The 17,118-nt window shown below is 27.3% G+C and carries 11 protein-coding genes; 1 reads left to right on the top strand and 10 read right to left on the bottom strand.

Annotated features, from left to right (window positions below; genetic code table 11):
- Positions 1-711, bottom strand: coding sequence for a response regulator transcription factor (locus ACYUEX_RS06315; protein WP_460287103.1), 711 nt, complete (start codon positions 709-711; stop codon positions 1-3).
- 173 nt (positions 712-884) lie between these two features.
- On the opposite strand from ACYUEX_RS06315, the gene ACYUEX_RS06320 reads away from it, so the two are divergent.
- Positions 885-1,892, top strand: coding sequence for an alpha/beta fold hydrolase (locus tag ACYUEX_RS06320; protein ID WP_460287104.1), 1,008 nt, complete (start codon positions 885-887; stop codon positions 1,890-1,892).
- Between the two features lie 193 nt (positions 1,893-2,085).
- Here the strand turns inward: ACYUEX_RS06320 and ACYUEX_RS06325 are convergent, their stop codons facing one another.
- The 9 genes from ACYUEX_RS06325 to ACYUEX_RS06365 form a co-directional block, all read right to left on the bottom strand.
- Positions 2,086-2,727: a hypothetical protein gene (locus tag ACYUEX_RS06325; protein WP_411167737.1), complete on the bottom strand. Its 642-nt coding sequence runs from the start codon at positions 2,725-2,727 to the stop codon at positions 2,086-2,088.
- A 94-nt stretch (positions 2,728-2,821) separates the two neighbouring features.
- Positions 2,822-3,238, bottom strand: a complete 417-nt coding sequence (locus ACYUEX_RS06330; protein ID WP_460287106.1) for a hypothetical protein — start codon at positions 3,236-3,238, stop codon at positions 2,822-2,824.
- Positions 3,239-3,554: 316 nt separating this feature from the next.
- A complete protein-coding gene (locus ACYUEX_RS06335) occupies positions 3,555-3,734 on the bottom strand; it encodes a Spo0E family sporulation regulatory protein-aspartic acid phosphatase (protein ID WP_411167739.1) in 180 nt (59 codons plus the stop codon).
- A 266-nt stretch (positions 3,735-4,000) separates the two neighbouring features.
- Positions 4,001-9,958, bottom strand: coding sequence for a glycoside hydrolase family 2 TIM barrel-domain containing protein (locus tag ACYUEX_RS06340; protein WP_460287107.1), 5,958 nt, complete (start codon positions 9,956-9,958; stop codon positions 4,001-4,003).
- A gap of 326 nt (positions 9,959-10,284) precedes the next feature.
- Entirely contained in the window at positions 10,285-11,658 is a 1,374-nt protein-coding gene (locus ACYUEX_RS06345; RefSeq protein ID WP_460287108.1) for a hypothetical protein, read from the bottom strand.
- 449 nt (positions 11,659-12,107) lie between these two features.
- Positions 12,108-13,073, bottom strand: a complete 966-nt coding sequence (locus ACYUEX_RS06350) for an Rpn family recombination-promoting nuclease/putative transposase (protein ID WP_460287110.1) — start codon at positions 13,071-13,073, stop codon at positions 12,108-12,110.
- 475 nt (positions 13,074-13,548) lie between these two features.
- Positions 13,549-14,025: a hypothetical protein gene (locus ACYUEX_RS06355; RefSeq protein WP_460287112.1), complete on the bottom strand. Its 477-nt coding sequence runs from the start codon at positions 14,023-14,025 to the stop codon at positions 13,549-13,551.
- A 197-nt stretch (positions 14,026-14,222) separates the two neighbouring features.
- Complete coding sequence (locus tag ACYUEX_RS06360; protein WP_460287114.1) at positions 14,223-14,573, bottom strand: YxeA family protein; 351 nt, start codon at positions 14,571-14,573, stop codon at positions 14,223-14,225.
- A 407-nt stretch (positions 14,574-14,980) separates the two neighbouring features.
- Positions 14,981-17,083 carry a BglG family transcription antiterminator gene (locus ACYUEX_RS06365; protein ID WP_460287116.1) on the bottom strand — a complete coding sequence of 701 codons (2,103 nt, stop codon included), beginning with the start codon at positions 17,081-17,083 and terminating at the stop codon, positions 14,981-14,983.
- Positions 17,084-17,118 lie beyond the last annotated feature (35 nt).

Here is a 17,118-nt window from a genome sequence, read left to right on the forward strand (position 1 = left end):
TCACCTGTTATTTATTATTAAGCTGTATCCAAGGCCTTTAACGGTAATAAGAGCTTTAGGTTTAGAAGGATTTTCTTCTATCTTTTTACGAATATGTCTTATATGTACCATCAGTGTATTTTCATAACCATATGAATCATCTTCCCAAGCCTTTTCACAAAGCACATTACTAGTTACTATTTTATTTGTATTTTCATATAAAACAGTTAAAATAGCGTGCTCCTTAGCAGTTAAATAAAACTTTTCATTATCTTTTACTACTTCAGCTTTTCCTAAATCAATTGTTGATGAATTAAGATATATAATTGGCAATTCTTCTTTTAAATTCTTAGAATATGTTCTTTTTAATATTGCATTTAACCTTAAAGTAAGTTCTCTTGGTAAAAATGGCTTTACTATATAATCATCAGCTCCAAGTCCTAAGCCTAAAAGCTTGTCCTCTGCTTCTCCTCTTGCAGTAAGGAATAATACTGGTATTTCACAGTACTTCTTAAATTCATTAAAAAGTGAAAATCCATCTCCATCTGGCAACATAACATCAAGAATTGCAATATCAGGATTATTATTAATTAATTTATTCATTGCTTCTTCACAGGATTTAGCTGTATATATATCATTAAAACCATCTTTTTTAAATATGGTTTCTAGCATTTCTAACAATTGAGGCTCATCATCTACAATTAATATCTTTTTTTTCTTAATTGAATACATAATTCTTATCTCCCTTTTTAATATTTCTCATTATATCATATTAATTTTATACAACTTAAGCTTATATGAAATTTAAGGTTGCCTTAAGGTAGTATATAGCTTATCTTAACATTCTATTGATAGACTAAATTAACTTGAAAATTTAAATTAATATATTTGGGATGGTGAAGTAAATGAAAAAAATATTAAAAAAGATATTAAAATTTACTAAGTTTAGCATAATTGCTGCTATAGCTCTTTTTATAATTTTTATTTCTGTATCTGTTATAAATAATAAAATACAATTAAAGAAAGAATCTAAGATTTTAAACCCTCCTGGCAAACTTGTAGAAGTAAATAATAAAAATATCCATGTATACTCTGAAGGCGTAGGTGATTTAACCTGTGTATTTATGTCTGGATTAGGTAACGTTGCCCCAGCAATAGACTTAAATCCCTTATATAAAGAAATGTCTAATGAATATAGAATAGCTATTGTAGATAGATCGGGTTATGGCTTTAGCGAAAGTTCAAATAGTCCTCGAGATATTGATACTATTTTAGATGAAACAAGAAAATCTTTAACCTTAGCTGGTGAAAAACCTCCATATGTTTTATTTCCTCATTCTATATCTGGATTAGAAGCAATATATTGGGCACAAAAATACCCAAGTGAAGTTAAGGCTATAATTGGACTTGATATTGGATTCCCAGAAGGGTATTTAATGGAAAGTGAAAGAATGAAATCAAACTTATCTATAATGAAAGTCCAATCTCTTTTTGCTAAACTTGGAGTTCATAGGTTTTTACCTTCTCTTAGTCTTGATGAGAGCGTTTTAAATTCAAATCTTATTTCAGAAGATGATAAAGAAATATATAAAGCTCTAACATATAAAAATTTATCTTCTAATGATATAATTAATGAATTTGCTTTATTAATAGATAACTCAAATAAATCCAATAGTCTAGATTTACCTAGCAAAACGCCTATTTGCATTTTTCTTGCTACTCCTTTAAGAGAAGAAGAGAGATTAGAAAAGAAGGATTTTATAGAAGGAAGATTTAAATATTACAATGATTATATATCTAAATTTGAAAAAGGAGAATTAATTACTTATGAAGCTAAACATTCTATATATTTATATTCTCCTGAAAATATTGCAAAGAAAAGTAAAGATTTTTTAAAAAGTATAGATAACTAATAAAAAAGTGGACATATGTAAGTTTACTTATTCCGTCACTTCACTCCAAGTCAACACAAACTTGCATATATCCACTTATAAACTAAAGTTAAGGACAGTATAAAACAAATCTACTTTTTAACATTGAATTACTAAAAATTATTTTTGATAAAAATAATAAAACACCTACCTGAGTAAGTGTTTTATATAAATATTATTTAATTTCCAAAGTACCAAACTCTATAAAATTGTCTTTATAAAGATGAGGATATTTTTTTTGTATATCACTTTTAGACATACCTTTTGTAGCATCTTCCATTGCAGCTCCTAAATCACTGTAATCTTTAAGATTATATTTTAAATTTATTTTATCTAAATTCAAGCTCTTTTCTACTGGAATCTTAACTTTTGCCTCAAAAGAATATTTAGATGGCACCTGCTCATTGTTTAGTTTATCTGTAACTATTATGTCTTTAAATTCATAACCATCTGCTGCTGTTGCATACCATCCAGTTTGAAATAACTTTACAGCTTTATCAGTAGTATTTTCAACTTTTAAGTCAATAACAACATAATCATAATCAGATACCTTTTTAGCAGTTAATCCTGTTTGAAAATATTCTCCCTTTTCATTATAGGACATATCTGCATTCATATCACCTATAGGTGCTTCTTTTGAAACTTTTAATACTGTGTACTTTAATCCATCTAAAGACTTTTCATTTGTAGATTCTTGTTTTTCATTGCTGACTTTAGTATCACTTTCCTTTGGCCCCTCGTTCTTTGTTTTAGCACTACATGAAATAAGGCCTATACTTGCAATTAAAGCTATAATTAAAACGTATATTTTTCTCATAATTTACCTCCATAAAATATATTTTAAAGCATTTTACATCTAAATGTTTGTAATAAAGCTTTTATTATCGTTTCTCATTTTCTAGCAATATTTTTCAAAAGGTATCCACTCCAAAGTTGTAGATAGATTTATCCTCTTTTTCTTTAATTATATTTTCTATTTTCTCTCTGTCTAGAAGTTCCATAAATAACATAAATCCTATCAAATCTGGTAAAACCTTATTGATAAATTTAGAATCATCTACAAACTCTGATTTATTTCTATTCTTTCTTTTATGACTATGTATATCTATGAATAGGTCCCATTTTAAACACAAGCATGCTACTATAAAAAATATTATACTAGGTACTGCTAATAGGATATTACCTACAACACCTAATATAGGATATCCTTGTGTACCTTTAGATTCTAAATACTTTATAGTAGGTTTTAATACTACGGCTATAATACCTATCCCCTTCCAGCGTATACAATTAAAACACTTACTTATACCATTACTAAACTTCTTCATCTGATTTGACCTCTCAATAATAATTTACTTCTTTTAATCTAGGAAATAGTACTGAAAACTTCTTATCTTCCGTGATTTGATTAATAGTGTACTAAATTCATAAATCATGAAAACTAACCTTTAATTTACTTCTGTATTAAATTATACCATTTTCATAATTAGAAGTACATGTAATATTGACTTTTTACAGACTTCATGAAATTTCTGGAACTAGTCAATGGGAAACCAATATCTCCCTATAAAACGCCAAGAATTTATACTTTCTTATAATATATAAAAGGTTTATTGAAATATAAAAAAGAGCCCTGTTAAGAGCTCATTTCTTATTTAACTTTTCATCAATAAACTTATTATACTGATTTAATGCTGCATTTAATACCTTGCTCGCTGCTACTACTTCCTGATCAACTAAATTCCCCTGTTTTTCGTTTATTAAACGCTCTAGTTGTTCCCTTAATATATCTATATCTTTTAATAATTCATCTAACTCAGACATACTAACACCTCCTTAATTAGTATTAACTACGAAAGTGTTTTTAATCCTTTTGGTATATAATTTTAATTAATTTATTACTAAGTAGTTACTTTATTTGTTTTTTTAGTAACTACTTCAGCTGAAACCTTTTCTGTTAAGTCTCCAGCTTCTGATTTTATATTTAGTAATATCTTAGATACAACAGAAAAAAGAGCTCTATTTTAGAATAAAAATTCTAAAATAAAGCTCTTTAATTTACACAAATTCGCCTATTGTCTCAATACTAATTATTTATTTTTTCTCTTCATCATAAATATTCCAGCAATTGAAGTTAGTACTCCAATAACTCCTACAGCAGAAGATGATGTTCCTCCTGTGCTTGGTAACTTTCCACCATTATTATCAGAACCATTTATATTGCTATTACCATTATTGCCTCCAGTTCCTGGCTTTGGAGTTTCAATTGGTTTTGGATCTGGTGTTACAACTGGTGGTTTTGGATCTGGTTTTTCTGGTGTTTTTATATCATTCATTTTGTTATTTAAGATTTCTATAATATTAGCAACCTCTTCCTTTGTACCTGAAATCAATGTATCTTTAGCCTTTTTAATTGCTTCTTGTAATGACTTCCAAGCATCTTTTTCATAATATTTTTCTTCAAGCTTTTCTGCTTCCACAATTAATTGCTTTAATTTTGATACATCTACTAATTTATTATCTATATCTCTTAAATCTTCTACTGCCTTATTAACTTCTTCCTTACTTGAATCAGATTTATTTAAAACAGCCTTTGCTTCTTCAACTACACTCATATACTCATTCCATGAATTTATAGTGTAATTTACCTGATCATAATTAGGTAAGTTTTTAATTTTTTCTTTTAATATTGTCAAATCAACTAATGATTTTACCTTTTCGTCTGTTTTCGCTATTACTAATTGAATGTCTGCATCAGTTGCTTTAACATCATTTAATATTTCAATAGCTTCCTTAATACTAAGTTCATAAGCACTCCAAGATGATTTTGTATAAGAATCTTTATCTTTTTCATTAAATTCATTAATAATATTAATTAAAGATTTTCTACTTTCATCTAATGGAATTAAATTTTTAAATGCATTTCTTAATTCATTTATTAATGATGTTACTTCTTCTGTTGTTGCTAGTGGATTTGCTAGTAAAACCTCTCCTCTTGCTAATACATCATTAAATTTATTAAAGCTATCTTCTACAAATAATGTAGAATCTAATGCCTTATATTCTCCTACTGTTACTTTTAAATCCTTAATATAAACAAGACCTTTCTTAGCAGACGCTAAAGCATTAACTGCATTATCAATTTCGTCTTGAGTTACATCTTCTGCTTTAAATATTTCTGTTGCTACATTATATGCATTTGTATATAACTCAAAACTTCCCTTTGTATAATCTTCCTTATTTCCTTCAATTACTTTATACTCTCTTATCGCTTCTTCTAAGCCTATCTTTGAAACTTCATAAATTAACTTTGCATCAGCCCATACAGCATGGTCATTAGAATCTGCTCCATTAGTTTCTGTAATAAGAGATACTGTTTCAGCTCCACGAATATCTACATTTACTGGAATAGATGTTTTGAACATTACACCATCTTTACGGAATACTTCCTTGCCATCTACTTTAACTACATAATTCACATTACCATTTCCACCTTGCTCCATGCCAATTCCTGCAATTGCTGTAAATTTTGTAGCATTCTTACCCTTAACGTTAATCTTTACTTCTGAAGGTGCATGAGATCCAACTCCTTTTGTAAACGGAGTTTTTACTCCATCTATCCAAACTCCAAGTGGGTTACCGCATGTACAGAAATCCCTTTTATTTGAGCTGTATCCACTCTTATCCACTATCCAATTCATATCACTTACATGAATTTCATCAACAATATTAAATTGAATTTTATATTCCTTTTTTATACCAAATGAAGAAACTGCTTCAATTATTGCAACTGGATTTTCAATGGTTGGTTGTGTTATTTTTACATCTACATTTTCAGCTGTTTTAATAGCCTCTACCTTTGGAAGTGCAATATCCTTTTTATTAATTAACTCATAATTGTAAGTTGTCCTTATAGGGTCAAACTCATCTAACTTAATGCCATCTAATGTAACTCCAGTAACCGGCATTGTTGAGTTTACATTTAATTTACTATTTTCCATTCTTTCTTTTACAAATTCATCTTCATTAGCAGCTTCAGTAGCAATAGGTGTAATTCTAAATGAATGTGTATAAGTTTGTCCCTTGTTTAGTATATATTCCCCTAAAGGTCCAGGTCCACAACTTGCATTACCAAGACCTCTTTGTGCATAATCTACTGTTAAAACTGTATCTTCAATAGTTGGCACTTGGAATGGATGTCCAAAACTCTTCCATACATTATTTATATCTTCTGCCCTATAATGTAATGCACTTGTTTCCATCTTATCATCAGCAACTACCATTATACCTTTTCCATTTTCTCCATTTGTTAAAGCTGTCCATCTAACATCTGTTTTATTTCCATTCTCTTGAGGTCTAGTATATTTACTAGAGAAGGCATTTGTAACTGTATCTTTATAAATACCAAGCTTAGCACCTGTTTTTCTATCTATATAGTTTTCTTGAGGCCCTCTTCCATAATACACTAGATTTTCATATCCTTTAGGAACAACCATCTTCATACCAATCCTTGCAATTTCTCCAATAGAACTTGAGTTTGAAGGGGTAAAGCTATTACTTACTACAATATCACCATTTGCATAAATCATATAATCAATACTATTCGGAGAGTCTATACCTTCAATATTTCCATCTATACGTACTGATACTACTTTTTCCTTAGCATCTATTGTATAATTTTCAACTTTAAAATTATCTGCTGCATTTTTCATACCATCAGTAAAATCAGGATCATTACTTACTCTTGCTCTCCAATAATTTGGCTTTGGACCTTCTTTTAGTAGTACATCTCCATTAACAACATAGTTTGTTATATAACCAGTTGTTTTATCAATTGTAACTGAAAAGGATTCTTTCTCTTTTCCACCAGTAATAACTGTTTCTTTTTCTGTTTCTTCTACATTTATTGGATTATAATCACTTACATCAATAGCAGGACGTGCTACTTCAGGTGTATAATTTAATGTTAATTGCTCAAATGCTACTTCATCTCCCTTATGACCATAATAATCTCCAGCCCAAGGTTTATCTTCTTTTAATGTAACATTAAATTCTAATGTATAATCAGAACCTTCTATTACTTTAATTTCTGGTAATTTTAATTGAATTGTTTTTTCCTCACCAGCTAAAATATTTTTTTCTTCTTCTGAAAGCTTTCCTTCTGCTTCAATACCATTATCTGTTAATAGATTCCAATTAACATCATATTCATTTAAATTTGAATTTAAAAACTCATTTACAATTCTTACTTTTCCATTCTTTGCTTCTCCATCATCATAAAAAGATACCTCTTGATGTACCTTTTTAACTTCATATAATTCAGCTGATGGAGTCCTGTCCGCATTCATTAGACCATTTCCACAAAAATCATTATCAGTAACCTTTTCTCCCCAGTCACCACCATATCCAAAGAAATACTCTCCCTCTGGATAGTTAGTTGATTCTTTTCTAACTTCATTATCTGCAAAACTCATAGAATATACTATATTTTCCTTTGGAGCTTTATAATTTTCACTAATTTCTTTTTCTGTAAGTGCTTTATTTAAAACTTGTACACTATCAATTAAACCATTGAAAACACGACCATTATATTCTGGATCATCCCCAATTCCAATATTATAACTTTTGCTATCCACTGGATTTTGCTTTGAAATATTCTTTTCTCCAGCTTTCTTTCCATCTATATATATAGAATATTTACCATTTGCATATGTCCCAACAATATTAGTCCATTTACCTATATTTTCTTTTGGGAAATCAACTGTTAGTGTTCCAGCGCTCCAACCATCTACAAAAAATTCAATTTTATTGCCAGATTTGCTAACTTTTAAATTGTAACCACTATCGCCTTTTGAAATAATTGCCTGATCGCTTCCTGTCATTCCATCAAGCTTTACCCATGCAGATAAAGTTAATTCGTTGCTATTAGCATTTACACTTGGAACAAAAGCTCTTCCCTTTAATGCTTTTCCACCTTCTTCTCTACCTTCTTCTAAAGTTCCCTTTACTTCAGATTCAGAGCCATTAGAATTTTTCAAATAATATTTTGTAACATTTTCAATTTTTGTTGAAATAGATTGGTCAATCCAATCCCAAATAAATCCACCTTGCGCATTTTCATAGTTCCTAAATACATCCCAATATTCTTTAAAGTTACCAAGAGCATTTCCCATTGCATGTGCATATTCAGATTGAATATATGGTGCCTTATTTGCAGTATTCGTTACATGACCAAGTACTCCTGATACTGACCAATATTGAGATGAGTAAATATCAACAATAGATTTTTCAGGATTTCCTTTAGTATAACGATTATCTCTTTCATATTTTCTCAATCTTGATGGATCTCTCTTTAAAATCCATTGTGTAGAATTATAGAAAGGATAATTTTCATCCATAGGATAGGTTCTATAAGTTGCCTCATTTCCCAATGACCAAATAACAACAGATGGATGGTTTTTATCTCTTTCTACCATATTTATTGTTCTGTCCATAACTGAATTATTCCACTCAGCTTCAGCAGATGGAATTCCTGCCTCTGTTGCACCCTTATGAGATTCAATATTTGCTTCATCACATATATATAATCCTAGTTCATCTGCCAATGCATAAGTATATGGATTATTTGGATAGTGTGAAGTTCTAATTGCGTTTACATTAAATTGCTTCATTATTGTTAAATCTTCTTTAATATCATCTTTTGTAATAGCACGTCCATCAATAAGATCTGACTCATGTCTATTTACTCCTCTAAACATTATCTTTTTCCCATTGATTTGTGCTTGTTCTTGACCTGCCTCATTTATATCTACTTTATCAATTTCTCTAAACCCTACTCTTTGAGAGGTAACTTCAATTATATTTCCATCTTCATCTTCTAATTGAATTAATAGCCTATAAAGATTTGGTGTATCAGCAAACCACTTTTTAGGGTTTACAACTTCTTTAGAACCTGTTCCTCCTTGTCCTGTATCTTCTGCACCTTCTTCAACTGTTGATTTTCCTGCATTTACTTTTACATCAAAAGAAAGTGGTTCATTCCAAAGCTTTGTATCACTATCTATTTCATATAAATCAGCCTTTACTGTGTACTTACCTGACTTTTCTGGATTTAAACTCCTTATATCTGCATCTAATGTAAGTACTGCATCTTTATACTCTTCATCTAAATCTGTTTTTACAAAAATATCACGTATTTCAACATCTGCTTTTGAATATAAAAATACATCTCTAAATATACCACTTAAACGGATAAAATCCTGATTTTCTAAATAACTTCCTGTTGACCATCTATAAACTTCAACTGCAATTGTATTTTCTCCTGGTTTAAGATATTTAGTAATATTAAATTCATCAGCAGTATAACTATCCTCTGCATAACCAACTCTTTCTCCGTTAACATATAAATAAAAAGCTGATTCTACCCCCTGAAAAGATACAAAAGTTTCTCTTCCATCCCAATCTTCAGGTAAAGTAAAACTTCTTTTATATTGTCCAACACTATTTTTTACTGTTGGTGCAACAGGCTTATTTGTTCCATTTGTATTATAATTTACATTTTCATAATTCGCCCATGGATAAGTTTGATTTGTATAAATTGGTTTATCATATTTAAAGTTCCCATTTTCATCTCTTTGAGTTTGAATATTACTTGGAACCTCTATTTTATCCCAATCTTTTGTATCCCAATTTTCTTCATAATCTTTAGCTCCACTTCCTCTTAAACCGTTTTCACGATCTGCAGGTTTTTCAGCCCATTTAAAATCCCATGTTCCATTTAAAGTTTTATACCACTTAGAATTTGTTTCATCAATATCATCTAATACTGACTTCTCACTTCCTAATGCTTTTTCAGCTGTTTCATACGGAAAAAACATAGATCTTGCAGCTTCACGATTTACTTTAACAGTGCTAATTTGATCATACCATTCTTCTCCAGCAAATTGAGAGTCTGCTGCAAATGCAATTGTTACTCCATTTAAATCAACTAAAGATAATACTATTGTACTTGCCAATACTAATGAAATAATACTATTTCTTCTTTTCATATTTCCCCCCAAAATTCTCACTTTATTTTTATTAAGTTGTTTATATAACTTTAATTCTGTTACCAACTCCCCCAGTCTTTTTTTGTAAACGTTTGATGAGAAATCATCTACTATAAAATCAAATAGGATATTTTGTATTTCATTTTTAATTGTACCATTTTTTACCAATCGATTCAAAGCAATTACTTTAATCTTTATGTAATTTATACAAATTTTATTCTAAAAACTCACAAAAAAGGTCAGCAGTTTTGCTGACCTTTTGCTTTATGCTTTTATCCTAACACAATATTTTCAATAGTTCTTTAACTTCAATTCTTTCTTTAGACTTATTTTTTGTTTTTATCAATTACTTTATTTTTAAACTTTATGTTATTTACTTCATTATTAACAAATTTCATAAAAATATAATCTTTAAAATCTTCTCCATTTTCACATGAATCTCTTATTGCATTAACTACTTCTAAGAAACATCTATGAACATAAAGCAATGACTTCCTAGATATAATAATCTTATCATTTTCAGGCTCATAAGCTACATCTTTATTTTCACTAATTACTATATTAAATGCACCTATTTTTCCACTATGAAATACGATTAGTTCTTTAACTAAATCAAATACATTCCTTTCACCATCATTTAGCTCTTCCACTGATATTTCTCTATAACTTAATTTATATGAATCAGCAAATATGTTCTTTTTCATTAATTCATCATCATCTTTAATATATTTATAGTATTTTTCATTTAGTATTATTAATTTGATTTTATCTATCTTAGATAAATCACTATATAGTCCGTAATATTTTTGACGATCTGATTTTGTGAAAAATACTAATTTAAAATTATTACTCAAAGCATAACGTACTGTTTTTATTATTGTCTCCTTATATATAAGTTCCCCCCGCATACTTCCATGTTTTGATGTCAATAATCTATCTAAGTACTTATCCTGAACTACCTTGCCCTTAATTGTCTTTATTATCTGTTGCAAACTACTACTGTAAACTTCTTTACTAATATTTTTCCTTTCTCTAATAAGATTTTTCTTTAGAATCCTATCTTCTACTAAAATATTATATGAAAATAGTAACTTACTATCCTTTGCAATTTTCATACCATTTAAATAAATTGTTCCATTATTAACTTTAGAATCTTCTAATATTACCTCTCCATATTCTGTGAATTCTATAACGTTATAGTGTCCATATCTATATTTTAAAAAATTATGCTTAGCCTTATTTATAATATCTTTACTACATTCACTTAAAATGATTTGTGTTCCTTTAACACTTCCATTGTTAGCATATACTTCTATAAAAAGAGATACCTCTTTTACTAGATTACATTTACTTTTATATATAGGCTTAAATATATATTGGCTTGTAATAATTTCAATATTTATATTTCTTGTTGTCAAAACAGCTATAGCATCCTTTAAACCAATTCCAAACTTTCCTATTTTACCTTTCTTTATTGACTTCTTTCCTTCATTCATAAGGAAATTATCAGGTATTATTTCATTTCCATAGTTTGTAATACTCCAAGTATCCTTAGAAATTTCTTCAATGAGTATATCTTTATCTCCAGTTTCCGTTTCATCAATTGCATTTGCAATCAACTCTATAACAGCCAAAACTTCGTTCCAGTCAGATAAGTATGATTGTCCAATATTTAAATCTATATCACCTATATACCTCATAAAACTTTCCTTTATATTACTATTAATAATAATATATTACTTATTACTTTCTTTGGTTACATTTTATATAATATAAACATCATTAAATATGCTAATTCAATCTAACTAGATAGCTATAAAAAGCATTATAAAATAACTATCATTTTCATATCTCTTTACATATAAATTAATATTTATATTTGCAATTCTCACAATAATTACTAAACCATTACGAAACGGAAAATAATCGATGCCTGTGATATATTTTTAATGGCTCGAAGGATAAGTTTTAAAATTAACTATTCGGTAAGTGTCAAAATGCCATGTTATCATCTCCTACAACTTTCATATATGTAGAAGATAAATTTATAAAAATAATATATTTTAGCTTTTTTAAAAACTAATGTGTAAATAAGAATAAGCAAAAGGATGCCCATTGGACATCCTTTAAAATTGTATTATATTAATTATTAATTACTAATATATTTATTTAAATCTTCAATTGAATTCATATCGAAAATTTCTAATGCAATTGTATCTATAACAGATTCATCTAACTGTAATAATTTTTCCTTATAATAATCTGGTATATTATTAAATTTTTTGGAAAGCAATTTTATAATGATGTCTACTTTCCCCTTATTTTCTGCTTTTTCTTTCATTTCTTTTATAAGATTAGAATTGTTAGCAACCACTTCAATAACCTCCTCTTTGTTTGCTAGTAAAACTTCTTTTGAACTCTTTGCAATTGTATCTTCTGTGGTTTGTGTTATCCAATGTATTAATGCTTTACGTTCCCTGTTAGAAATTTTATCAAAGGTTAGAGCAATAAGTTTTATTCTCTCTAAAAATTCTTCTTCATTTACCTTTTGATCTAGTAAAAATATAGCACCAGTTATATTCTTTAAATTAAGCAACTGTTCTTTTGAATAACCATTATTAACGTCTATTAAATCATATGTGAAATCAATTAATCCTTTAGAAAATATCTCTTCTTTAGATATCATATTTCTAAAAGATACCTTAGCATCCCAAGGTCTTTTGCCATTGTATAATACAATTGGCACTACTGCTGGAACACTTATATTTTTCTTTTTGGCTTTAATTTCTTTAGGATCAATTTCTCGTCTTAATATTTCACTAATATAGAAAAATAATCTTATAGGCATGCTGTAATCTACAGTAGATTGAAATTCAAGTAAAGTAAAAAATATTACCTCTTCATCTTCAATCTTTGCTCTATAAACTATATCTGATTCTTTGTCATGATAATTTGGCAATATGTATGACTTATCTACTAGTATTAAATCTTCTGGTTTTATCTCACTTGCCCAAGAAAATTTCAATGTATCTTTAACAAGATTTACAAAAACATCTTTATTAGAATACAAATCTTTGTAGCCTTTATCATGAATATTATTCATATTTTTTCTCAACTTTACACCTCTATTATAATAAAGTAAACTGTAAAAATCCACTTTATATTTTTAGCTGCAACTATATTAATATTATATCCCTTAATAAAATTTATATACGAACTTATGTTCTTATAATTCTTAATTTCTATACTTATATAGATTTTTGAATAGATACTTACATATATTTTTTATTAGTTTATAATCATTTACGAGTATATTATTTAAGACTGTCATTAGCCATTTTTTTCTTACTTATACATAAAAAAGTGGACATATATAAGTTTACTTATTCCGTCGCTCCGCTCCAAGTCAACGTAAACTTACATATGTCCACTTACAAACTGAAAATAAGGAAAGTATAAAATAAATTACTTTTTTCACATTGAATTACTAAAACCCTTATATAATCATATTTTCAAAACTTTAACTTTTATGCTTTCCCTAAACGTTAAAAAATTGCTAAGGCGACTTTGGAGGCATCTATTTCGTTATTTTAATTATTAATTATTTTTCTATTAATTACAATAATTAATCCTATAAAACAAGGTATTATTATATATGAAAAATCATATACACCAATAATGTATAAAAAGTCAAATATAAAAACAAAAGGCAATAAAATAATATTTACTATTGGAGATAAATAACCTAATGGCAACAATTCAATCGGGGTGCTTAACTTATACGCCGATAACAAATAATCTTTATCTATAATTAATACACTAAACAAAAGCAATATAAATATATAATAAAAAATAACACTACTAGATCTTACGTTAAATTTCTTAGCTAAAACAGTAAAAACTATTACATTTATTATTAAAAGTATTATAGATATTATCGCTGCATATCCAGAATTCATTCTAACATATATCTCATATTTATTATTAAAATCAAATAAATATCCTATTACTATTGTTTGTATAAATAATAATAAATGTATTAAAGTCAGCTTATAAATATCCTTCATATGTCCCTCACAAGTTTAAAATAATATTAATTTTTATTAGAGATAATAAAAATCATTATATTACTAATATTACCATATATATTTTTTTCTTAATACTATCTGTACTAAACTTCAACATTTATTTAAAACATAACCCAAAATAAAAAAAGTAACACCTAGGATATTATTCCCAAGTGCTACCTTTAATACAGATTGTCTTATTTCGTTCCATAAGCAGATTTAACTTTATCTGGTAATTCATTTTCTGGAATTTCTTCATAACTTTTTACGTTATCATCTTTTATAAAGACTTTTAAATATTTATCTTTTTCTAATAGTTTATTTGATGTAAATGTTATTAACTTTTCGTTACCATTCTTATCATATCCATTTATCTCATATTCGTATATTGTTCCTCTAATATGTTGCTTATATTCCTCTGTAGTTTTTAGATAATATTTATCAGCTCCTAAGTTAAGTATAGTTGTTCTATCAAACCCCTTCGACACTCCAAAAATAACTCCTGATATTACTAATACTACTACTATCCCACCTATAATTTTTTTCATCGTAGGTTCCTCCTTTATTATTTCTTTCAACAGATTTAATTATATGCTCTTCTCTTATATATTCATATTTATAACTCTTACATTAACCTTTCATTTTTGTAATATAAATATTTATTGCAAATAAATAAGTTCACCTATGTAAATTTTGCTGATGACCTTGCGACCCTCCAAGTCATCACAAAATTACATAGGTGAACTTCAAAGCTGAAGGAAGGAAATTATAAAAATTTATTCATAGAGTAAGCTTTTCATAATTTTCTATAGAGTAAAAAAGGTCAGCTATTTTGCTAACCTTTTGCTTTATTATTCTATTACTAAGTAGTTACCTTATTTCTTTCCTTAGTAACTACATTAGCTGAAACTCTATCTTTTATAAAATGATAGTTCATATGAAGATTACTTTATCACTAAATATTCATATATAAAGTATTTACATTATCTAATAACTCTTTAACTTCAATTCTTTCCTTAGAACTAATTAAACCATTAATAAAGGTTTCATTTTCTATTAACTTCATTATTTGAGTTATTAATTTAATATGATTTTCATTATTTACACTAGCAATAGTAATAAAAATTCTTACATTGTTATGTTCTCCTAAAGTAATTGGATTTTTAAATGTATTTATAGTTACTCCAAAGTTATTTACGTATTTATCTGGTTTAGCATGAGGTATTGCAATTCCATCATCAACTACTATATAAGCTCCTAGCTTTTCAACGTTTTCTATCATTGCATCTACATACTCTTTACTTATGTCTTTATTTATTAATAGAGGCTTTGCACTTAACCTTATTGCTTCCTTCCAACCTGATACATCTAAGTTTAATTGAATGTTTTCTAACGGAATAAATTCATTTAAATTACTGAAGTCTTCCCTTACACCTTTTATATAATTACTTAATTCAGATCTTAATTTTTCATATTCAACTATCTCAGAATATTTCTCAACTATATCAATAATCCCATCTACTGAAGGTATTGATTCTTCAACTATTCTTTTAGGAAATATATTTTTAAATCTATCTAAATCTTTATTAAATAATATTGGTGAGATCTTTACTACTGGCACTTCAATATTATCATCTAAATTAATTGTAGAAATTATATAGTCTATATTATTATTACTTAAATATTTGTTTATTCCATGAATAGATGTTACAGCTACAATATTAACATTGAAATGATCTCTAATTTTTGTCTCTAACAACCTACCTGTTGCAAATCCAGCAGAACAAACTATTAAAACATTTTTAATCTTTTCTTCATCTTCTTTTTTAACTTGTTCTATTGCAGCTACTATATACATTACTAAATATCCTATTTCATCTATGGATAATTTACACTGAAACTTATCTTCAATAAATTTAGATGCTTCTTTAACTATTTGAAATTCCTTTGCATAATTACTTTGAATAGTATCTATTATAGGATTTGTACTTAAAATATTATATTTTAATCTAAAAATAAGACTTTTCATATGATTTATTAAGCTTTCAAGTAAACTATTATCCATTTTAAATTCTTTATCTAAAGCAATTCTTACATTTTTAATTAACCTATCAGTAATATGGCAAGCATTAAAATAATCTGCCGATTCAAATAAATTCTTTTTATTCTTACTTCCAGATAATATCTTACTAGTGATTAAGTTAATTTCATTATCATTTAATACTACTCCATGTTTATCATTAAGGTTTTCTGCAAGCTTCTTAGCTGCTTTATACTCATTTTGATAAACTTTGTTAAAATCAACTTGCAATTCATCTATTATTTCATCATTTTTATAAGACCTATTTACAATAACAAATATTACAATAACTAAATTTGTATAATCTTCCTCAGAAAAAACTCCAACCTCTTCTTCAAGACCATTAATAAGTTCTTTTATATAATCAATATTTTCTATACTTATATCAAACCTAGTTAAGTTATCATAAATATTTTTACTATTATTATTATAGATTTTTTCTAGTGTAGTATTAATATTGTACTTATTGCTATCTATTAATAAATCTGTCATGGCTCTTCTAATATTACTTTCTTTACCCTGAATTTTAAATCCCTTATTGGACACCTTAATTATTTTAATGCAATATTCTTCAAGCCAAAGCTTTACCCTTTTTATATCTGAAAATAAAGTAGTTTTGCTTATTAACAACTTATCCTGCAATACTTTATAATTACATTCACCTTTAGAGCTTAATAATTCATATAACAAAATTGCTACTCTTTCTTCTGTGGAATAAATGTAATTACTTAAATTAATATTATTTAGATGATTTCTTAAGACTTCCTTTTCCTCTTTTGATAAAGAAAACCTTAAAGGTGAATTAGGCTTCTTATCTATTTCCTTAAAATTTATTCCTCTTAAGAAGCTATTTATTTCATCAATATCATATCTAATCATTCTATTAGAAATAGAAAATCTATTTGCTAAATCATCTACCTTTATATCATTATTAGAGTTTAGAAATAAATTTAAAATTTCCACACACCTTGTATTCACTAAATCTCCTCCAAAATGCCTAAGGCAAGGCTAAG

The sequence above is a fragment of the Clostridium sp. CTA-7 genome (assembly GCF_054768095.1).

Bases quoted from the DNA above. Each gene is read 5' to 3' on its own strand.
- ACYUEX_RS06315 (WP_460287103.1), bottom strand. From the start codon at position 711: ATGTATTCAATTAAGAAAAAAAAGATATTAATTGTAGATGATGAGCCT.
- ACYUEX_RS06320 (WP_460287104.1), top strand. From the start codon at position 885: ATGAAAAAAATATTAAAAAAGATATTAAAATTTACTAAGTTTAGCATA.
- ACYUEX_RS06325 (WP_411167737.1), bottom strand. From the start codon at position 2,727: ATGAGAAAAATATACGTTTTAATTATAGCTTTAATTGCAAGTATAGGC.
- ACYUEX_RS06330 (WP_460287106.1), bottom strand. From the start codon at position 3,238: ATGAAGAAGTTTAGTAATGGTATAAGTAAGTGTTTTAATTGTATACGC.
- ACYUEX_RS06335 (WP_411167739.1), bottom strand. From the start codon at position 3,734: ATGTCTGAGTTAGATGAATTATTAAAAGATATAGATATATTAAGGGAA.
- ACYUEX_RS06340 (WP_460287107.1), bottom strand. From the start codon at position 9,958: ATGAAAAGAAGAAATAGTATTATTTCATTAGTATTGGCAAGTACAATA.
- ACYUEX_RS06345 (WP_460287108.1), bottom strand. From the start codon at position 11,658: ATGAGGTATATAGGTGATATAGATTTAAATATTGGACAATCATACTTA.
- ACYUEX_RS06355 (WP_460287112.1), bottom strand. From the start codon at position 14,025: ATGAAGGATATTTATAAGCTGACTTTAATACATTTATTATTATTTATA.
- ACYUEX_RS06360 (WP_460287114.1), bottom strand. From the start codon at position 14,573: ATGAAAAAAATTATAGGTGGGATAGTAGTAGTATTAGTAATATCAGGA.